Source organism: Azospirillum doebereinerae, from assembly GCF_003989665.1.
GTDB lineage: Bacteria > Pseudomonadota > Alphaproteobacteria > Azospirillales > Azospirillaceae > Azospirillum > Azospirillum doebereinerae.
On record NZ_RZIJ01000010.1, the window covers coordinates 170,543 to 190,371 of the forward strand.

The 19,829-nt window shown below is 70.1% G+C and carries 18 protein-coding genes; 8 read left to right on the forward strand and 10 right to left on the reverse strand.

Annotated elements, in window-relative coordinates; genetic code table 11:
• Positions 1 to 20: 20 nt before the first annotated feature.
• Both EJ913_RS14725 and EJ913_RS14730 read left to right on the forward strand, forming a co-directional pair.
• Positions 21 to 1,340, forward strand: coding sequence for a peptidoglycan -binding protein (locus tag EJ913_RS14725; RefSeq protein ID WP_126999116.1), 1,320 nt, complete (start codon positions 21 to 23; stop codon positions 1,338 to 1,340).
• Between the two features lie 62 nt (positions 1,341 to 1,402).
• On the forward strand, positions 1,403 to 1,678 hold the full coding sequence (locus tag EJ913_RS14730; RefSeq protein ID WP_126999118.1) for a hypothetical protein: 276 nt from the start codon (positions 1,403 to 1,405) through the stop codon (positions 1,676 to 1,678).
• A 19-nt stretch (positions 1,679 to 1,697) separates the two neighbouring features.
• Here the strand turns inward: EJ913_RS14730 and EJ913_RS14735 are convergent, their stop codons facing one another.
• The 6 genes from EJ913_RS14735 to EJ913_RS14760 all read right to left on the reverse strand — a co-directional run bounded on the left by EJ913_RS14735 (position 1,698) and on the right by EJ913_RS14760 (position 8,269).
• Positions 1,698 to 1,901, reverse strand: a complete 204-nt coding sequence (locus EJ913_RS14735) for a hypothetical protein (RefSeq protein WP_126999120.1) — start codon at positions 1,899 to 1,901, stop codon at positions 1,698 to 1,700.
• 124 nt (positions 1,902 to 2,025) lie between these two features.
• The gene (locus tag EJ913_RS14740) at positions 2,026 to 2,616 is read right to left on the reverse strand and encodes a GNAT family N-acetyltransferase (RefSeq protein WP_126999201.1); all 591 of its coding nucleotides are present in this window, start codon (positions 2,614 to 2,616) and stop codon (positions 2,026 to 2,028) included.
• A gap of 154 nt (positions 2,617 to 2,770) precedes the next feature.
• Positions 2,771 to 4,030, reverse strand: coding sequence for a M16 family metallopeptidase (locus tag EJ913_RS14745; RefSeq protein WP_126999122.1), 1,260 nt, complete (start codon positions 4,028 to 4,030; stop codon positions 2,771 to 2,773).
• Positions 4,027 to 5,436, reverse strand: a complete 1,410-nt coding sequence (gene thrC / locus EJ913_RS14750; RefSeq protein ID WP_126999124.1) for a threonine synthase — start codon at positions 5,434 to 5,436, stop codon at positions 4,027 to 4,029. The genes EJ913_RS14745 and thrC overlap by 4 nt, the downstream gene beginning before the upstream one ends.
• Positions 5,437 to 5,604: 168 nt before the next feature.
• A complete protein-coding gene (locus EJ913_RS14755; RefSeq protein ID WP_126999126.1) occupies positions 5,605 to 6,918 on the reverse strand; it encodes a glycoside hydrolase family 5 protein in 1,314 nt (437 codons plus the stop codon).
• Positions 6,919 to 7,186: 268 nt separating this feature from the next.
• Positions 7,187 to 8,269 carry a patatin-like phospholipase family protein gene (locus EJ913_RS14760; RefSeq protein WP_126999128.1) on the reverse strand — a complete coding sequence of 361 codons (1,083 nt, stop codon included), beginning with the start codon at positions 8,267 to 8,269 and terminating at the stop codon, positions 7,187 to 7,189.
• Between the two features lie 165 nt (positions 8,270 to 8,434).
• Here EJ913_RS14760 and EJ913_RS14765 point away from each other — a divergent pair, with 165 nt between their 5' ends.
• The 4 genes from EJ913_RS14765 to EJ913_RS14780 all read left to right on the forward strand — a co-directional run bounded on the left by EJ913_RS14765 (position 8,435) and on the right by EJ913_RS14780 (position 13,299).
• Positions 8,435 to 9,250 carry a TrmH family RNA methyltransferase gene (locus tag EJ913_RS14765; protein WP_126999130.1) on the forward strand — a complete coding sequence of 272 codons (816 nt, stop codon included), beginning with the start codon at positions 8,435 to 8,437 and terminating at the stop codon, positions 9,248 to 9,250.
• Positions 9,247 to 11,484 carry a helicase-related protein gene (locus EJ913_RS14770; protein WP_126999132.1) on the forward strand — a complete coding sequence of 746 codons (2,238 nt, stop codon included), beginning with the start codon at positions 9,247 to 9,249 and terminating at the stop codon, positions 11,482 to 11,484. The genes EJ913_RS14765 and EJ913_RS14770 overlap by 4 nt, the downstream gene beginning before the upstream one ends.
• 207 nt (positions 11,485 to 11,691) lie before the next feature.
• Positions 11,692 to 12,984 (forward strand): Nramp family divalent metal transporter, encoded by a 1,293-nt coding sequence (locus tag EJ913_RS14775; protein ID WP_238520163.1) that lies wholly within the window; start codon positions 11,692 to 11,694, stop codon positions 12,982 to 12,984.
• A 99-nt stretch (positions 12,985 to 13,083) separates the two neighbouring features.
• On the forward strand, positions 13,084 to 13,299 hold the full coding sequence (locus EJ913_RS14780; protein ID WP_126999134.1) for a SlyX family protein: 216 nt from the start codon (positions 13,084 to 13,086) through the stop codon (positions 13,297 to 13,299).
• A 12-nt stretch (positions 13,300 to 13,311) separates the two neighbouring features.
• Here the strand turns inward: EJ913_RS14780 and EJ913_RS14785 are convergent, their stop codons facing one another.
• Positions 13,312 to 14,793: a multicopper oxidase family protein gene (locus tag EJ913_RS14785; protein ID WP_126999136.1), complete on the reverse strand. Its 1,482-nt coding sequence runs from the start codon at positions 14,791 to 14,793 to the stop codon at positions 13,312 to 13,314.
• 58 nt (positions 14,794 to 14,851) lie between these two features.
• Positions 14,852 to 15,208, reverse strand: coding sequence for a hypothetical protein (locus tag EJ913_RS14790; RefSeq protein ID WP_126999138.1), 357 nt, complete (start codon positions 15,206 to 15,208; stop codon positions 14,852 to 14,854).
• Positions 15,209 to 15,420: 212 nt separating this feature from the next.
• Between EJ913_RS14790 and EJ913_RS14795 the strand changes: the two genes are divergently transcribed.
• A complete protein-coding gene (locus EJ913_RS14795) occupies positions 15,421 to 15,627 on the forward strand; it encodes a hypothetical protein (protein WP_126999140.1) in 207 nt (68 codons plus the stop codon).
• Positions 15,628 to 15,637: 10 nt separating this feature from the next.
• Here EJ913_RS14795 and EJ913_RS14800 read toward each other — a convergent pair whose 3' ends face one another.
• On the reverse strand, positions 15,638 to 16,846 hold the full coding sequence (locus EJ913_RS14800; RefSeq protein WP_126999142.1) for an MFS transporter: 1,209 nt from the start codon (positions 16,844 to 16,846) through the stop codon (positions 15,638 to 15,640).
• 132 nt (positions 16,847 to 16,978) lie between these two features.
• On the opposite strand from EJ913_RS14800, the gene EJ913_RS14805 reads away from it, so the two are divergent.
• Complete coding sequence (locus tag EJ913_RS14805; RefSeq protein WP_126999144.1) at positions 16,979 to 17,755, forward strand: AraC family transcriptional regulator; 777 nt, start codon at positions 16,979 to 16,981, stop codon at positions 17,753 to 17,755.
• Positions 17,756 to 17,764: 9 nt separating this feature from the next.
• Here EJ913_RS14805 and pbpC read toward each other — a convergent pair whose 3' ends face one another.
• A complete protein-coding gene (pbpC, locus tag EJ913_RS14810) occupies positions 17,765 to 19,819 on the reverse strand; it encodes a penicillin-binding protein 1C (protein WP_244939361.1) in 2,055 nt (684 codons plus the stop codon).
• Between the last annotated feature and the right edge of the window lie 10 nt (positions 19,820 to 19,829).

Below are 19,829 nucleotides of genomic sequence, written 5' to 3' on the forward strand. Positions count from 1 at the left end.
CCGTCCATAAGGGACCAATCATGGCCAGCCTCAGCCGCCGCAACAGTCACCGCGACGCCAACGCCTGGCCCGGCTGGGTCGACGCGCTGTCGTCGCTGGTCATGGTGGTCATCTTCCTGCTGATGGTCTTCGTGGTGGCGCAGTTCTATCTGGCCTCCGCGCTGACCGGCCGCGACGAGCAGCTCGTCACGCTGAACCGCAAGGTCGCGGAGATGAACGACCTGTTGGCGCTGGAGCGCGAGGCCAACGCCGACCTGCGCGTCAACATCACCCAGCTGTCCACGGAATTGCAGACCTCCGTCGCCACGCGCGACGACATGGCGCTCGCCATGGGCCAACTGCGCGAGGACCGCGACCGCACCACCCGCACGCTGGAGGAATTGCAGCGCAACGTCCGCGTGGATCGGGAAAGCTTCGAGCTGAAGCTGAAGGAGATCCTCAGCCTCCAGAACGACATCAAGGCGCTGCGCGAGGCCCGGCAGAAGCTGGAGGGCGACCTCGCCGCCGCCGTCGCCGCGACCACGCTGACCGAACAGCAGCGCCAAGCCTTGCTGACCGAACTCGGCACCACGCGCGACCGCGCCAAGGCGCTGGAATCGCAGCTCGCCGAATCGGGCGAGAAGACGATGCTGGTCCAGAAGGAGATCGACCAGCGCGACATCCGCATCAAGGAGCTGCTGACCTCGCTGGCCGGCGAGCAAGCGGAAACCGGCCGGAGCCGCCAGCAGGTCGACATGCTGAACCAGCAGCTTCTGGCGCTGCGCGAGCAGTTGGCGCGTATCGCCACCGTCCTGGAAGCCTCGGAAAAAGCGTCGGCGGAGCAGAAGGTGCAGATCGCGGAGCTGGGCTCGCGGCTGAACCAGGCGCTGGCCGCCAAGGTGCAGGATCTGTCGCGCTACCGCTCGGAGTTCTTCGGCCGGGTGCGGGAGGCGCTGGGCACGCGCCCCGACGTGCGCGTCGTCGGCGACCGCTTCGTCTTCCAGTCGGAGCTGCTGTTCCCTTCCGGCTCGGCGACGCTGGAAGAGGCTGGCAAGCAGCGGCTCGCCGATCTGGCCCGCACGCTGATCGAGGTCGGCAAGGCGATCCCGCCGGACATCAGCTGGGTGCTGCGGGTCGATGGCCACACCGACGTGCGCCCGGTCCGCCTGCAATTCCCGTCGAACTGGGAGCTGTCCTCGGCCCGCGCCATCTCGGTGGTCAAATACCTGATCGACCAGGGCATTCCGGCCGAACGTCTGGCCGCCGCCGGCTTCGGCGAGTTCCAGCCGCTCGACAACGGCGGCACGGAAGAGGCGATGGCCCGCAACCGCCGGATCGAGATCAAGCTCGACCAGCGCTAAGCAACGGAACCGCGCCGGCCTCCGCAACGTTACCCTCCCATCGAACGAGGAGGGTACCCACCATGAAGGTTGTTTTCGCGACGATCGCCGTGGCCGCGCTGGCCATCGGCGCGGCGGCCCTGCCGCAGGACGCGGAGGCCAAGGGCTGTCTGAAGGGCGCCGCCGTCGGCGGGGTCGCCGGGCATATGGTCGGCTCGGGCCATGGTGTCGCCGGGGCTGCCGTGGGCTGCGCCGTCGGACACCATCAGGCCAACAAGAAGGACGAAGCCAAGCAGCAGGCCGAAACGTCCCAGAACCAGAATCAAAACACGCAGACCACCACGCCGCCGAAGAAGTAAACGGCGGCGCGCAGGCGGGTCACGCGTCGCCGGAGGCCAGCGCCACGGCGACGCCCCGCGCCTGCATCAACTCGGCGCAGCGGCGAACCAGGGTTTCACCGGCGTAGACCGCCCAGCCGCTCTGGAAACCGGCTTCCTCGTAATGCAGATCGACACGGCGGCCGGAATGCTCCACGGCGTAGCGGTGCGGGCTTTCTTTCGTCCAAGTGGGCTTCATCGACATGGTGTCACCGTTTGTGGCGTTGAAAACATGTCGAAGTGTGCGGTGGCCGGGTTAATGGCTGGTTAAGCCAATCGTCCTATTCCTGTACGAAATCGGGGTAGAACCCCACCCTTCGGACCAGCGCTCAGCCCTTCCACTCCTCGCGCAGCACGGCGTAGAGAACATGGTCGCGCCACGCGCCGTCGATGCGCAGATAACCACGCGCGTAGCCTTCGTGGGTGAAGCCGACCTTTTCCAGCAGGCCTCGGCTGGCGAGGTTGGTCGGCAGGCAGGCCGCCTCGATGCGGTGCAGCCCCATCTGTCCAAAGGCGAAATCCAGCACCAGCCGCGTCGCTCCGGACACGTAACCGCGCCGGGCGTGGCGCTGCCCCGCCCAATAGCCCAACGTTCCCATCTGGGCGACGCCGCGCCGGATGTTGGTCAGGCCGAGGCCGCCGACCAGCGCGTCGGTCTCGCGGTCGAAGATCAGGAAGCTGTACCCCTCGTCGTCCCGCCATTCCTGGGCCTGCCGGCGCAGCCGCCGGCCGAAGGCGGTGCGCGTCAGCGCGTCCGCCGGCCATGTCGGTTCCCACGGGGTGAGGAAGCTGCGGGAATCGGCCCGCAGGTCGGACCATTCCCGCCAATCGCGCGGCAAGGGTGGACGGATGTAGCAGGACGGTCCGTCCAGCCGCATCGCCGGAGGGCTGATCAGGCCGCCACCGAGCAGACGGATCATGGACATGAGGGAGCGCTCTGCCCCCTCCCTAACCCTCCCCCGCTGACGCGGGAGAGGGGACTGCCGCTGCCGTCCCCTCTCCCGACGCAGTCGGGGGAGGGAGGGGCCCACGCGCAAGCGTGGGAGGGAGGGGGCAAGAGCGACGCGTTCATCGTCAGGCGAGACGCTCCACGATGCGGTCGTAATCCTCCAGCCGGTCGATCGGGCCGAGGGCGGCGACGGTCGGGCGGCTCCGGCGCAGGCGCTGGGCGGCGTTCACCACCGAGGTCCGGTCCACCCCGTCGATCTTGGCGACGACCTCCTCGACCGGGATCGGGCGGTCGTAGATCAGCAGTTGCTGGCCGAGCTGCTCGCAGCGCGACATGGTGCTTTCCAACGCCATCAGCGTGCCGGCCTTCAACTGCGCGCGGGCGCGAGCCACCTCGTCCTCGGTCACGTCCTCGCCGACCTTGGCGAGTTCATCGCAGACGACGGGCAGCAACTCGGTCACCTCGTCCTCGCCGGTGCCGGCGTAGACGCCGAACAGGCCGCCGTCGTGGTAGCCGCCGGTGAAGGTGTAGATGGAATAGACCAGCCCGCGCTTCTCCCGCACCTCCTGGAACAGGCGGGACGACATGCCGCCGCCCAGCAGGGTGGAGAGCACGGAGTGCGCGTAGAATTCCGGATCGTGGACGCCAACCCCGTCGAAGCCGAGCACCAGATGCATCTGCTCCAGGTCGCGCGCCTCGCGGTAGTCGCCGCCGGCGTAGCGCGCCGCTTCCGCCGCGGGCGGGGCGTGGCTCGGCAAATCGCCGAAGGCCTTGAAGGCCATGTCGACCATCCGGTCGTGCTCGATCCGTCCGGCGGCGGACAGCACCATGCCCGGCGCGCCGTAATGCCCGCCGATGTAGTCCACCAGCGCCTCGCGCGGCAGGCTGCCGACGATCTCCGACGAGCCCAGCACCGGGCGGCCCAGCGCCTGCCCCGGATAGGCGGTGGCCTGGAAGTGGTCGAAGATGATGTCGTCGGGGGTGTCGGCGCTCTGGCCGATCTCCTGCAGCACCACGGTGCGCTCGCGCACCAGTTCCTCGGCGTCGAGCGCCGAGTGCTGGATCATGTCGGCCAGGATGTCCAGCGCCAGAGGGGCGTCCTCGTGCAGGACCTTGGCGTAGTAGGCGGTCTGCTCGCGGGTCGTGTAGGCGTTCAACTGCCCGCCGACGTTCTCGATCTCCTCGGAGATGCGGAAGGCGCTGCGGCGCTTGGTGCCCTTGAACAGCATGTGCTCGACGAGGTGGGCGACGCCGTTGACGCTCGCCGCCTCGTTTCGGGTTCCCACCCCGACCCAGCAGCCCAGCGAGACGGACTGCACATCGGGCATGGTGTCGGTCGCGACGCGGAGCCCGTTGGGCAGTGTCGTCACACGGATGGAACTCATGCGGCCTCCTGGGCGGCGCGGGCGCGGGCAACGACGAAATCCTGGACCGCCGCAACGTCGTTGGGCAGTTCGGACAGGCGTTCCTCGCGCTCGTAAAGGTCGGAAAGACGGGGCGGCAGCGGCGGCCGGCGGCCGGTCGCCTTCTCCACCGCGTCGGGGAACTTGGCGGGATGGGCGGTGGCGAGCACCACCATCGGGATGGACGGGTCGAGCGGGTCGGCCTTGGCCGCCGCGACGCCGACCGCCGTGTGGGGATCCAGCAGGTAACCGCTTTCCTCCCAGGTGGCGGCGACGGTGGCCATGGTGGCGTCCTCGTCCACCCGGTGGCCGGAGAAAATCGCCAGCGCGTCGGCCAGCTGGGCGTCGGTCACGGCGAATTTGCCCTCGGTGCGGAAGCGGTTCAGGGCGTCGGTCACGGCGCTGCCGTCGCGGCCGAGCAGGTCGAACAGCAGGCGCTCGAAGTTGGAGGAGATCTGGATGTCCATGCTGGGACTCAAAGTAGGCACGACCGGCGCCGCGGACATGGTCCCGCTCGCAAAAAAGCGCGCCAGGATGTCGTTGGAGTTCGAGCCCACCACCAGCTTCTCGATCGGCAGCCCCATCGCCCGCGCGCCGTAAGCGGCGTAGACGTTGCCGAAATTCCCGGTCGGCACGGTGAAGGCGATCTTGCGGTCGGGCGCGCCGAGCGCCACGGCGGCGGTGAAGTAATAGACGATCTGGGCCATGATGCGCGCCCAATTGATCGAGTTCACCGCCGACAGGCCCATCCTGTCGCGGAACCCCGTGTCGTTGAACAGCGCCTTCACGATGTCCTGGCAATCGTCGAAGGTGCCGTGCAGCGCGACGTTGTGGACGTTGGAGGACAGCACGCTGGTCATCTGCCGGCGCTGCACCTCCGAGGTGCGGCCCTTCGGGTGCAGGATGAAGATGTCGATGTTCTCGCGGTCGCGGCAGGCCTCGATGGCGGCCGAGCCGGTGTCGCCGGAGGTGGCGCCGACGATCGTCACCCGCTGCCCGCGCTTGGCCAGCACATGGTCGAACAGGCGGCCGAGCAGTTGCAGCGCCACGTCCTTGAAGGCCAGCGTCGGCCCGTGGAACAGCTCCAGCACCCAGGTCCGCTGGTCGAGCTGGACCAGCGGCGTCACGGCGCCGTGGTCGAAGCCGGCGTAGGCGTCCTCGACGATGGCGCGGAACTCGTCCTCGGCGATGGAACCACCCAGGAAGGGCCGCATCACCCGCACGGCGATCTCGCTGTAGGGCAGGCCGCGCAGAGCCCGGATCTCGTCGGCCGAGAACTGCGGCCAGCTCTGCGGGACGTACAGGCCGCCGTCGCGGGCCAGCCCGGCCAGAAGAACGTCTTCGAAACCCAGGACCGGGGCCGCGCCCCGCGTGCTGACGTACTGCACCGTTTCCACTCCGTCCGATGAGGATGGCATAGTTAGCGGGGTGCCGTCATGGGCGCAAGCGGCGTGCGCCCCGCTCCCAAGTCAAAGAAGGGCATGCCCAAGAAAAAGGCCCCCCGTCCTTGCGGACGGGAGGCCAAGCGCGCGAAAACCGGGCGCGCGATGCGTGGATCAGGCGGCGAGCAGGTCGCTGTCGTGATGCACCGTGTGCAGCAGCGACGGGTCGACGAAGCCGCCGAGATCCGTGGCCGAGGCCGTGTGGGCGTCCGCCGCGACCGAGGCCGCCGCCGCGTCGGCCGCCTTGGCCTGGATCGCCGTGTGCGCCCAGACATCGGTCCCGTCCGCCCCGTCGAGGGAAGCCGCCTTCGCCTTGGCCGCGCTGCCGCCGCCGGCGAACAGGCCGGGCTTCACGGCGTTCATCTTGGTCCAGTCGACGCTGGTCCAATCGTCCTTCAGGATGCCGCCGGTGTCGCCCGAGTTCGGATTCCACGACCAGTAGGTCCAGCTGGCCCCCTGCTTGCCGGCGCCGAGGTCGTTGGTCCCGTTGCCGTCGAAATCGCCGTTCATGTACTGGACCAGCTTGGCCATGTACTGCTGGTCCTGCGCGGTGTCCAGCTTGCCGCCGAATTCGCCGACCAGCACCGGGTGCTTGTCCTGCTTCAGCATCCAGCCCCAATTGTCGTCGTAGACCTCCGGCAGGTTGTTCGGGAAGTCCTCGTCGTTGAACCAGCTCATCTGGTGGATGGACGGGCCGTAGGAGTGGACCGAATAGACCAGCTTGTCCGGGGTGTTGAACTCGACGCCGTGTTCCTTGGCGCCGCGCAGGTTGCCACCCCACCACTCCCAGCTGTCGTTCTGGATCTCGACGCCCTCGACCATCAGCAGCCAGTCCTTGTTGACGGACTGGATGGCGTTGCCGATGCGCTCGGCGGCGGCGGCCCAGTCGGTGGCCGCGTTGCCGTCGCCCCAGGTCGCCTGACCGTGCGGCTCGTTGTGCAGATCGGCGGCGACCACCGTGTCGTTGCCGGCGTAGCGCGTCGCCAGCATCTTCCAGTTCTCGATCATCTTGGATTCCGGGTACTTGTCCGTGTACCAGAGCCCGTTCTCGTTGGCCGAGGCGCCGTCGTCCGAGCGGTGATGGTCGAGGATGATCTTCAGCCCGATGCGGCCGGCGTATTCGACGATGTGGTCGAAGACCTCCAACGTGGTCTTGCCTTCGAGGTCCGGGTTCTTCGAGTAATCGATGCCCGTCGGCACGCGGTCGCCGTCGAGCATCGCGTCGCTCCACGGCAGCCGGATGGCGTTGAACCCGAGGGTCTTCATCTGGTCCATCATGTGCCAGTAACCTTTGGTGTCCATCCCGTTCGGGTTGAAGGCGTAACCCTCCGCCCCGAACCAGTTGACACCCGTCAGCTTCACATTCTGACCTGAGGAATCGACGATCTGGTTGCCGTCCGTGTGCAGGAAGCCATTGGCGATGCTCATGGTGCGAAATCTCGTTTCCGTTTGCGTTGGACCGGAGATTGGCCGCGTATGGTTAACGAGATGTTACCGGTATTCGCATCGCCAGGAGCGTGCGGGACGGCGTTGTGATCAAATCGAGACGGCGAAGAACACAGGCCGCTGCAAGAATTATCGCCCAAGCAATGCAGAGCCTCGTGTTGTGTCTGTTGTCGAAAATTTTAGATGAATCCGCAGTACCGTCTAAGACGGGGTGCCGGCTATCCCTTTTTGCAGCGGTTATTTTTGATTTTCAGGCAAAGGCCGCCGATCTCAGCGTCGTTTCCACCCCGACGGCGCCGAGATGGCTCTCCACCCAGCGGTCGCCCGCCTTGCGCCCGGCCTCGCGCAGCCAGGACAGGAAGGCCCAATCCGTCATCATCTTGGAGTAGACACCGAGGTCGCCCAGTTCCGCATCGGCGTCGATCAGGTGCAGGCGGGGCGCCGCCCCGCAGGCCATCAGCGCCCGCAACTCGCGCACCAGCGGCGCGTTGAAGGTGATCTGGCTCAACCGCGCCGCGATGGCCCCCGGCTCCTCCGGCGTGTCCGGACTGGTCAGTGGGTTGATCGTCACCACCGCGATGTCGACGCCGGGACAGGCCGCGATCAGCGGGAACACCGCCGGGTTGGCGACGTAGCCGCCGTCCCAGTAATCCTGCCCGTCGATCCGCACCGCGCGGAACAGATGCGGCAGGCAGGCCGAGGCCAGCAGATGGTCCACCCCGACCTGTGTCTCGTCGAACAGGGTCAGCCCGCCGGTCCGCACGTTGGTCGCGCTGACGAAGAGGCGCAACCCGCTGTCCTTGATCAGCGCCGGCTCGATCACCTCGCCCAGCAGCGCGCGCAGGGGATGGAAGTCGGCCGATTGGATCTGATATGGCGTGATCCAGCGCCGCGCCCATTCCACCAAGTGCGTGCCCGGCGCGTTGTCGACGTTCCAGCGCCCGAACATCCGGCCGGTCAGGGTCGGCTGGATCGGGCCGAGCCGCCCGGCGGCGCTGACCTTTTCCCAGAAGCGGTCGAGTTCCGCCCGCGCGCCGTGCCGGCCGCCGCGCGCCCAGCCCTGGACCAGGATGGCGGCGTTCATCGCCCCGGCGCTGGCCCCGCTGACCCCGGCGATGTCGAGGCTTTCCTCCTCCAACAGCCGGTCGAGCACGCCCCAGGTGAAGGCGCCATGCGCGCCGCCGCCCTGCAGCGCCAGAGCCAGTCGGGTCTTGGGCCGGTCCATCGGAGGACGGGGGGAGGCGGGGGTTGGTTGCGGCGGAACCGGAACGGACGCTCCGGCGCCGCCCGGGCGGCGCCGCAGGGCGCCCCAGAGCTTCGCGAGTTTCGCCATGATCGGATCTCCACGGTTATGCTGCATTGCAACATTAGATCTCCCTATCCCACCGACAAGACCAAGCCGGGTTTCGGAGGAAAAGACCCAAGCGCCGGTGGCGTGGAAAGGCCCGGCTGAATGCTCTAAGCATAAGGTCCCGCAACGTCGCGAGTGCCTCACCCCGTGCCGACGATCATACCCATCGAGGATCCGGAGGATCCGCGCATCGCCGCCTACCGCGACGTGCGCGAACGCGATCTGGTCGGGCGCGACGGACAGTTCATCGCCGAGGGCGCGGTCGTCGTCCGCAGCCTCGTGGAGGCGGAGCGCCACCGCGCTCTGTCGCTGCTGATCGCCGACAAGCGGGTCGAGGCCCTGGCCCCCCTGCTGGCCAAGCTGCCGGAGGGCACGCCGGTCTACACGGCGGGACAGGCGGTGCTGGACCGCATCGTCGGCTTCGCGCTGCACCGGGGCATCCTGGCGCTCGGCGAAAAGGCACCCATGCCGAGCGTGGCCGACCTTCTGGCGGGAACCGGCGCGCGGGCGCGGGTGGTGATGCTGTTCGGCATCGGCAACCACGACAATCTGGGCGGCATCTTCCGCAACGCCGCCGCCTTCGGCGCGGACGGGGTGATCCTCGATTCCGGCTGCTGCGACCCGCTCTACCGCAAGGCCATCCGCGTGTCGGTGGGCGCGACCCTGCTGGTCCCCACCGCCCGGCTGGAAGCCGGGGAGGATCCCCTGGCCCTGCTCGACCGCGCCGGTTTCCAGGCGGTGGCGCTCAGTCCCGCCGGGGCCGAGCCGCTCTCCGCGCTGGCACCGCCGCCGCGCGCCGCCCTGCTGTTCGGGTCGGAGGGCCCGGGCCTGCCGCCCGCCCTGCTGGCCGGCAGCCGCACGGTGCGCATCCCGATGACCGGAAGCTTCGACTCGCTGAACGTGGCGACCACCAGCGGCATCGTCCTCCACCATTTCGCCGCCGATCCGGAGCAGAGCCGATGAGCAACCCCATCCAGGACACCGGCGACCATGACGACGGCGACGAAGCCCTCGCCGCCGCCGACCCGCATCTGGTCCACGACCTCGCCCTGGCGCACCCGGAGGTGACGACGCTGGCGGCGGCCGGGCTGGCGCGGATGATCGACGCGGAGGGGCGTGGGCTGGTTCCGCTCGGCCTGCCGCTCCCCAAAGGCAAGCGCGACCTGCTGGTGCCGGCCGAGCGGCGCGACGCGATCCGGCTGGAGATCGGCGGCCGCATCGACCGCGCCCACCGCCGGGACGCCCTGCTGGCCCAGGGGCGCCGCGCGCTGGACGGCACCCGCACCGCCCTGCTCTCCGCCGAGGATCGCACCCGCGTGCGCGCCGTCCGCACCGACGAACTGCGCTGGCCCGGCCTGCCCCTGCCCGTCCGCCTCCAGGCGAGCCGCAGCCTCGACGCGCTGGAGCTGTCGGATTTGGGCGACGCCGAACTCGCTGGCCGGCTGGAACACGACCCCGCCTTGGCCGGCGCTCTGGACGACTCCCTGTCGCGCGTCGCCGCCGCGCTCCGCGCCTACGCCGAAGAGATCGGCGAGCCGGCCGACGACTGGACCTTCGCCGCCTTCGCCGACCGGCTGACCCGCGCCGCCCGCAACCGCTTCGACGCCGACGATCTGCTCGACCGCTGGGAGCGCGAGCACGACCAGTGGCGCCGCGACCGTGCCGAGGCGCGCGGCCGGGCCTACGTCGACCGCCATTTCGACTTCGCCCGCTTCGAGCGGCTGTTCCCGGTGGCGCGCGGCCTCAATCGCAAACTGGTGCTGGTGATCGGCCCGACCAACTCCGGCAAGACGCACCGCGCCATCGGCGCCTTGAAATCCGCCCGCGACGGCGTCTACCTCGCGCCGCTTCGCCTGCTGGCGCTGGAGGTGATGGAGCGCCTGAACGCCGAGGGCACCCCCACCACGCTGGTCACCGGCGAGGAGGAGATCCGCACCCCCGGCGCCCGCCACACCGCTTCCACCATCGAGGTGATGGATCCCGACCGCCCGGTCGCGGTTGCGGTGATCGACGAGATCCAGATGCTGGCCGACCCGGACCGCGGCTGGGCCTGGACCGCCGCGCTGATGGGGGTGCCGGCGGAGACCGTCTACATCCTCGGCGCGCCGGAGGTCCGCCCGCTGGTCGAGCGCGCCGCCGCCCATCTCGGCGAGCCGCTGGAGGTGGTGGAATTGGACCGCAAGACCCCGCTGACCGCGCTGGACCGCCGGCTCGACTGGCCGGAGATCGAGCCCGGCGACGCGCTGATCGCCTTTTCCCGGCGCGAGGTCCATTCCGTGCGCGACACGCTGCTGGCGCGCGGCCTCACGGTGGCGACCGTCTACGGCGCCTTGGCGCCCGCCGTCCGGCGGCGCGAGGCGGCGCGCTTCCTGTCCGGCGAGGCCGACGTGGTGGTGGCGACCGACGCCATCGGGATGGGGCTGAACCTGCCTTGCCGCCGGGTGCTGTTCACCGCCCTGGAGAAGTTCGACGGCACCGCCATCCGCCCGCTGACCGCGACGGAGGTCAAGCAGATCGCCGGCCGCGCCGGCCGCTTCGGCCAGTTCGAGGAGGGCTTCTACGGAGTGGTGGCGCGCGGCACGCCGGCCCAACTGCGCCAGCTGCTGGAGCGCCCCGACCACCGGCTGCACCCCAACGCCCCGCTGTCCGTCCGCCCGACCCGCGCCATGTTGGCCCGGCTGGCCGGCCACATCGGGACGCAGGAGACCCGGCTGCTGGTCGATTGCTTCGCCGACGCCGCCGTCGCCGGATCGCCCTTCCGGCTGTCGGACCTGTCGGGGCTGCGGCGCGCGGCGCTGCTGCTGGACGCCCGTCGGCTGAGTCTGTCCGACCGGCTCGACCTGCTGCTCGCCCCTGCCGACCTGGAGGACCCCGCCGACGCCAAGGTCTACGCCGCGATCCTGGAGGCCGTCGAGGCGCGGGAGACTCTGCCGCTCGGTCGCCTGATTCCGCCCCGGCTGGACGGACTTGAAGCTGACCTGTTGGAGGGGCTGTCGCGCGCCTGCGATCTGTATTTCTGGGCGGCGCGAAAGTTTCCCGATTCTCTGCCGGACCGCGACCACGTGCGCGCAACCCGCGACGCGATCGGCCAGCGCTTGTCGGAACGGCTGGCGTCGCGCGCGCGACGCCGCGAACCGCCGCCCGCCGCCGGCTTCCGGGGGGCGCCGCGCAAGCGCTTCGGTCCGAAACGGCGTTGAGAAGGAGTGAGAATGAGACAGTGAACGATTTGCCCTTTACATTGTTCTGAACACACGGATCATCTCTCCCCGCGGGGTGGCCGGAGATAGGGAGAGGCTATCGCTGCGCATGGAAGTCCCGATTGGACCTTCGCGCCCCGCGATGCCACCTTCCAAGAACCGGCCACGCGCGTGTCCGGCAACCGTCGTCGTTCAGGAGCCTCCGGCGTGACCACCCCCTCTTCCCGCGCGCAATCCGCCACCGCTCCGGTTCCGATGCCCCCCCGCCGTTTCTGGACGATGATGGGCCCCGGCTTCGTCGTCGCCGTCGGCTACATGGATCCGGGCAACTGGGCCACCGACATCGCCGCCGGGTCGAGCTTCGGCTTCGCCCTGCTGTCGGCGGTGCTGATCGCCAGCCTCGCCGGCATCTTCCTGCAAACCCTGATCGTCCGGCTGACGCTGGCGACCGGCAAGGATCTGGCCCGCCTGATCCGCGACCGCTTCCCGCGCCCGGTGGCGATGGTGGTGTGGGCGGTGTCGGAGCTGGCGATGGTCGCCACCGATCTGGCCGAGCTGCTGGGCAGCGCCATCGCGCTGAAGCTGCTGTTCGGCATCCCGATCCTGGCCGGGGTGGTGATCGCCGCCGTCGCCACCTTCGCCATCCTGGCCCTGCCCGGCGCGCGCGGCCGGGCGCCGGAGCTGGTGGTGGGCGCGCTGATGAGCGTGGTCGTCGTCTGTTTCGGCTGGGAGTTGCTGATCGCCAAGCCCGACGCTGGCGCCCTGCTGGCCGGTCTGGTGCCCACCGTCGAACTGGCCCGCGACCCGGAGATGCTCTACCTGTCGCTCGGCATCATCGGCGCCACCGTCATGCCGCACAACCTGTTCCTGCATTCCGGCTTGGTGCGCTCGCGGCTGGCAGCGGAGGCGACCGACGCCGAGCGGCAACGCGCCGCCCGCTGGCTGACCATCGATCTGGCGAGCGCCCTGACGCTGGCCGGTCTGGTCAACGGCGCCATCCTGGCCGTCGCCGCCGTCGCCTTCCAAGGCATCGCGCCGGAAGCCAGCCCGCCCGGCATCGAGGACGCCCACGCCCTGCTGGACAGCACCATCGGCACCGGTGCGGCCCTGATCTTCGCCGTGGCCCTGCTGGCCGCCGGGCAAAGCTCCACCACCACCGGGACGATGGCCGGGCAGATCGTCACGGAAGGCTTCCTGAACCTGCGGATGCGCCCGCTGATGCGCGCGCTCGTCACCCGCAGCGCCTCCCTGGTGCCGGCGCTGGCCATCCTGTGGACCTCGGGCGACGGCGCGGCGGACGAGTTGCTGGTGCTGAGCCAGGTGATCCTGGCGCTGACCCTGCCCTTCATCCTGGTGCCGATGCTGCTGCTGCTGCGCAACCGCGATCTGATGGGCGGTTTGGCGATGGCGCCGCTGACCCTGCGGCTGGCCAGCGCCATGGTGCTGGTGCTGACCGGCCTGTCGGGCTGGCTGGCCGGGACCACCGCCATGGTGTCCTGACTGACGGGCTTGCTGCGGTAGCGCGTCGGACGCTCGACCGGGAGCGGGGAATGGTCCATGGTGCGCGCCCCGCTTCCCCCATTCCACCGGACACTTCTTATGGACCCCGCTCTCGAACAGCGTCTGACCGATCTCGAAAGCCGTGTCGCCCATCACGAGCGCATGGCCGAGGAAATGTCGGAGGTCCTCTACGAGCAGAGCCGCACCATCGACCGGCTGACGCTCCACCTGCGCCGCCTGCGCGAACAGATGGCGGAGGTCGAGGCCGGCGGGGGACGCTCGCCGCAGGACGACCGCCCCCCGCCGCATTACTGAGCGGGCGCCGGCTCAGGCGTAACCGTCGTAGACGACCTCGGTCATCATTCCCGTCGCCATGTGCAGCAGGTTGTGGCAGTGCAGCGGCCAGCGGCCGGGGTTGTCCGCGTCGAAGGCCACGGCGACGCTCCCTCTTACCGGCACCAGCACCGTGTCGCGCACCGCCCCGGCCAGCGGCGCGCCGTTCAGCGCGACCACCTGAAAGTGATGGCCATGCAGGTGCATCGGGTGGGCCATGTCCGACGCGTTCTCCAGCGTCAGGACCACCCGTTGTCCCTTGGCGACCGTCAAGGGCGCGTGCGCGCCGAACGCGCGGTCGTCGAGCGTCCAAGCATAGGGCATCATCGATCCGGTCAGCCGCAGGCGGGCCGTGACGTCCGCCGCCCGCGCCGGCAACGGGGCGAGCGCGGTGAGGCGCCCCTCCAACCCCAGGTCGAGCGCGCCGGTGGCCTCGGACGACCGGCCGGACAACTTCGTCACCGCCGCACCGGCGCTCGCCAGAACGATGCCGGTGCGTTCCACCGCCCCTTCGCGCAGAGCCAGGATTGGAAAGGCGCCGCCCTCGGCGGGCAGGGTCAGGCGGATGTCCAGACGCTGGCCCATCGTCATCCCGAAGCGGCGCCCCTCCACCGGTCGGACCGGCGTGCCGTCCACCGCGATCACGCGGCCGGTCAGGCCGCCAAGGTCGATGTGGAAGGCGGTCGAGGTCGCTCCGTTGATGATCCGCAGCCGCACCCGGCCGCCCCGCTCCACCCGCACCAGTTCGGGATCGTCGAGGGTGCGGTCGTTGGCGAGGTAGGCGTCGTACTCGACGTCGTTCAGGTCCATCGCCATGGCCCCGCCGCCCATCCCGTGCATGGCGTGGCCGGAAGCGGCCGGGGCCGGCATGGCGTGGTTCATGCCGGCGTGACCGCCGCCATGCCCGGCTCCATGGCCGGAGGGCACCGCGCCACCGGTCAGGCCGGCCAGCAACTCCGCCGGATCGCGGAAGGTGAAGTCGTGCAGCAGGACCACCACCTCCTGCTCGTCGGCGAGCCGGTCGTCGGCGCTTCGCACGATCAGCGGCGCGGCCATCAGGCGCTGCTCCTGCAGACCGTGGTGGGAATGCATCCAGTGTGTTCCCGGACGCGGCTCGTAAGCGTAGGACACCGTCGTGCCATCGGGGATGTTCGGGCGGTTGAGGTCGGCGACGCCGTCCTGGACGTAGGGCGGGGTCTGTCCATGCCAGTGGATGACGCTGTCCTCGCCCGATCGGTTGGCGAGGTCGACCAGGAAACGTCGGCCGGGATCGAGGGTCAGACCGGCGGTGCCATCGGGCTGGCGGATGCCGAAGACGGTGGCGGCCTTGCCGTTCACCTCCAGCGTGCGGCCGTCAACCGTCAGCCGGGTGGCGGCGCCGGCAGCAAGAGCACGCGGAAATGCGGGAAGCAGGGCGGCGCAGCCGCCGGCGGCGGCCGTGGCCAACAGGCGACGGCGGGAAACTGGGAGAGTCATGAGGGACTCCGGAAAAGGCAGGGATGAGGATGAGGGATGCCCCTAACCAGGGCAGCGGTCATCCCAAGCGTGGCGGCGGCAAATCCGGCGGCACGCCCACACCGTCCAGCAAGGAGGCTCCCGCCGGACGATCCGCTCCTCTGCCCGGCTCGGGCGCCGACAGGCTTTCGGCGGCGAGGCCCACAGGCATGGCAACGCAAGCCAGCCCCGCGCAGCAGGGAGGACGCGCCCGGCCCTGTCCGTGATGGCAGGGCGCCGCGTCATCCGGCATGGACAGCCGCGCAACGGGCGTCGCCGTGCCTGTGGCGTGCTGATGCGCGGCGTGGGCGGATGCCTTGTGGTTGGCCATGGCGGACGCACCACCGGACCACGACAGCAGGACAGCCAGAGCCAGGACGCTCATCAGCGCCGGCATCGCCCGTCCAAACCTTGTCCACAGCCCTGCCCGCATGCGGCGCCATCCCGTTTCCGACCCGCCACACATAGGCCGAAGGGCGCGGACGGTCAATCGGCCACCCCTTTCGGGACAGCTCCCGGCCTATGGTCATAGCCGATCGCGCGAGCATGGAAGTGCAACAATCAACCCCTATATTGGCGGTCACCCGAAACCACCCCCAGCCCCTTGTCATGACCGCCACCACCCGTCCGGCCCACCACGCCCACGCCCGTCAGCTTCATTGCGCCTGCTGCGGCCGTCCTTTCGCCCGCCCGTCGATGCGCGGGCCGGCGCCGCTCTATTGCTCGGCCGATTGCCAGAAGCAGATGCGCGTGCGGATGCGGGTGTGGAACGAGGTTGGGCAAGCCCGGCCGGAGCGCTTCCGCCGGGCGTCCTAGCGGCCCGCCGTCAGGCCCGTTCGGCCTTCTGACCGGTCTTGGGCAGTAAGACCGCGAACAGACCCAGCAACGGCAGGAACGAGCAAACCAGATAGACGAAATCGATGCCCATCCAATCGGCCAGCACGCCGAGCCCGGCCGCCCCGATCCCGGCGAACCCGAAGGCCAGACCGAAGAACAGCCCCGACACCATGCCGACCCGGCCCGGCACCAGTTCCTGCGCGTAGACCACGATGGCCGGGAAGGCCGAGGCCAACGCCAGCCCGATGACCGCGCTCAACGCGATGGTCGCCGTCAGCCCGACATGGGGCAGCACCAGCGTGAAAGGCAGGATCCCAAGGATCGTCGTCCAGATGACGGTCTTGCGGCCGATCCGGTCGCCGATGGGGCCGCCGATCACCGTGCCCGTCGCCACGGCCGCGAGGAAGACGAACAGGCAGAGCTGCGCCGTCCGCGCCGGCAGGTCGAAGCGGTGCATCAGGTAGAAGGTGTAGTAGCTGGTGATGCTCGCCAGATAGATGTATTTCGAGAAGATCAGCACGACCAACACCGACATCGCCCGGCGGACCTGGGCCTGGGTCAGGTCGGAATGCCCGGCCCCCGCCCCACGCGCCGCACGGCGCGTGTGCCCGTTGTGCTTGGACCAGTTCCCCAGCCCCGCCAGGACGACCATGCCCGCCAGCGCCGCGAAGGCGAACCAAGCGAGGCTGCTCTGCCCATGCGGCAGGATGACGAAGGCGGCCAGCAGCGGCCCCAGCGAGGAGCCGAGGTTGCCGCCGACCTGGAACAACGACTGCGCCAGCCCATGCGCGCCGCCCGACGCCAGCCGCGCGATGCGCGACGCCTCAGGATGGAAGATGGAGGAGCCGAGCCCCAGCAGGACTCCACCGGCCAGCAGCATCGGGTAGCCGGTCGCGAAGGCCAGGGTTACCAACCCGCCCAGCGTGGCGCCCATGCCGATGGTCAGCGAATAGGGCATCGGCCGGCGGTCGGTGAAGAGGCCGATGAGCGGTTGCAGCAGCGAGGCCGTGATCTGGTAGATCAGCGTCAGCACGCCGATCTGCGTGAAGCTGAGGTCGAAGCCCTCCTTCAGGATGGGATAGATCGCCGGCAGAAGCGACTGCATCATGTCGTTCAGCAGATGGCAGGCGCTGATCGCCCCCAGGATGGAAAACGCGGTCGTGCCGGCCTTGGGCCGGGCAATGGCGCTTTGGAACACGGTGGAAACCCTTTTTCTCCCCTCGGCCGGACCGGCGGCCGGGCGGGACGTTGCGCGTCATGGACCGTAAGCATATGAAGGACGGAAGAGGCCCGCCACCGAGGTCAGGCCGATTTTCTACGAGACTGGGCCATGGTCCGGAACGTTCCCATCGACGCCATCGACGCGGTGCCGCGCCCGCTGATCGTGACGGGCCACGACTACCAGGACGGCGGCATGCTCGCTCCCCACCGGCACCGGCGCGGGCAGTTGCTCTCCGGCGCCACGGGGGTGCTGGTGCTGGCGACCTCGCAGGGGCGGTGGGTGATGCCGCCGCAGCGCGGCCTGTGGATCCCACCGGGCGTCGTCCACGAGGTGCGCATGATCGGCGCGGTCAGCACCCAGAGCCTCTACCTGGAACCGGAATTGACCGGCGGCATGCCCGACCGCTGTCAGGTCGTCGGCCTGTCGCCCTTCATGCGCAGCCTGATGACCAGGGCGATGGACGTGCCGGTGGATTACGAGCCGGACAGCCACGCCGGGGCGCTGATGGCGCTGATCCTGCACGAGCTGCGGCAATTGCCGGTGCTGCCGCTCTCCCTGCCCTTTCCGGGGCACGCCGCCCTGGCGGAGCGGTGCCGGCACTTCCTACGCCGGCCGACGACGCACGCGACCATCGAGGAGTGGAGCGACGCGCTGGGCCTCAGCCGGCGCGCCTTCACGCGGCTGTTCCGGCAGGAGACCGGCCTCAGCTTCGTCGAATGGCGCCAGCAAGCCTGCCTCGTCGCGGCGTTGCCCCGGCTGGTGGCGGGGGAAGCGGTGACGACGGTGGCGCTGGACCTCGGCTACGACAACCCAGCGGCCTTCACGACGATGTTCAAGCGCGTCCTCGGCGCGCCGCCGCGCGCCTACCTCAAGCAGAACGCTTGAAACACGGACTCAGCGGATGTCCACGGTCGCGCTGTCGCTGCGCCCGTCGGCGTCCAATACGGTGATGCGCACCGGCCCCGGCCCTTCGGGGCGCCACACCACCTCGCGCCCGATGGGCGACAGGGCGATGCGCCGGCCGTCGATCAGCCAGGACAGCGGGCGCCGCCCGCCGGTGGCCAGCAGGGTCAGCGGCTCTCCCCGCCCGTCGGGTCCAAGCGCCTCCAGTTCCATGTCGCCGCCGGGGAACAGCAGGCGCGGACGGTCGGGCTTCTGAGCCGCCGTCACACCGGGTTCGCCCGCGTGCAGCCGGCGCAGAAGCTCCGGCGGCGCCTCGGACAGGATGGGACCAGCTGGGCGCCCGTGGTCGCGCGGCAGCAGGTCGTAGACCTGGAAGAGCAGCGGCGCCGCCGTGTTGCGGCCGTAGCGGTCGGGGCTGGGCGTTCCGTCCGGCCGGCCGACCCAGACACCCACCGTGTAGCGCTCCGTCACGCCGAAGGCCCAGGCGTCGCGGAAGCCGTAGCTGGTGCCGGTCTTCAAGGCGATGGGACCGCCGGCCCGCAACTCCTGCGCTTGGACGGTGCCGGGCGGCGGCGGCGTGCCCTCCAGGATCGCGCGGACCTGCTGCGCGGCGGAGGCGGACAGCAGGCGGGTTTCCGCCCCCTCGGCACCGGGAACCGCCCGCAGCGGCGCCACCACGCCGCCGCGCGCCAACCCGGCGTAGAGCGTCGCCATATCCCACAGATTGATCGACGCGCCGCCGAGCGCCACCGGCAGGCCGGGCGTCGTGCTGCCCGCCGGCATGACCAGCCGGGCGCCGGCCCGGCGCAGGGCGTCGGCGAAGCGCAGCGGCCCGACCTGATCGAGCACCATCACCGCCGGCACGTTCAGCGAGCGCTGCAACGCCTCCTGGATCGTCAGGTCGCCGTTGAAGGCGCGGTCGAAGTTGCGCGGCGCCCAGTCGCCGAAGCGGGTGGACACGTCCGACACCTGGGTCAGCGGGTGGACGACCCCGTCGTCGAAGCCAAGCCCGTAGATGAAGGGCTTCAGCGCCGAGCCCGGCGAGCGCACCGCCCGCACCATGTCGATGGGGCCGAGCCGCCGCTCGTCCAGCGCGTCGGAACTGCCGAGATAGGCCAGCACCGAGCGGGTCCGGTTGTCCACCACCAGCACCGCCAGACCGGCGCGCTCGTGCAGGGTCTCCGCCTCGCGGCGGGCAAGCGCCTCGACGGCGCGCTGCAAGCCGCCGTCCAAAGTGGTCGTAACCAGCGCCTCGCCCGGACGCCGCGCCCGTACCGAAGCGGCCAGATGCGGCGCCGAGGCCGGCAGGGGCTGGCGGACGGACGGCACCGGCTCGGTCTTCGCCTCCGCCACCGCCTTGGCGGAGAGCAAGCCGGCCTCCAGCGCCCGGTCGAGCACCTTGTCACGCGCCGCCCGCGCCCGCTCCGGGAAGCGGTCGGCGCGCAGGCGGGACGGCGCCTGCGGCAGGGCGACCAGCAGCGCCGCCTCCGCCGCGTCCAGCTCGGTCGGCGGCTTGCCGAACAGGGTCAGCGCGGCGGCGCGGATGCCCTCGACGTTGCCGCCGTAGGGGGCGAGGGTCAGGTACATGCCGAGGATCGCGCGCTTGTCGTAGCGCCATTCCAACTGCGCCGCGCGGGCCGCCTCGATCAGCTTGGCCGACAGGGTACGCGGGCGCGGCTCCAGCAGGCGGGCGACCTGCATGGTCAGGGTTGAGGCCCCCGACACCACACGTCCGGCCCCCAGATTCTGCCCGACCGCCCGCAACACCGCCAGCGGGTCGACGCCAGGATGACTCTCGAACCGCCGATCCTCGTAGGACAGCAGCAGATCGACGAAGAGCGGTGCCACCGCACTTGCGTCAGCCGGCAGCCGCCACGCGCCGTCCCGGTTGGTGAAGACCCGCAGGGGCTGCCCGCCCCGGTCCGCCACCGTCACCGACAGGTCGCCCAGCCGGGCGAGCGGCGGCGGGAACAGCGCGTCCAGGGTCAAGGCCGTCCCGGCCAGCGCCACGGCTCCCGCCGCGACGCCGGTCAGGACTTTACGCAACCGCGCCCTC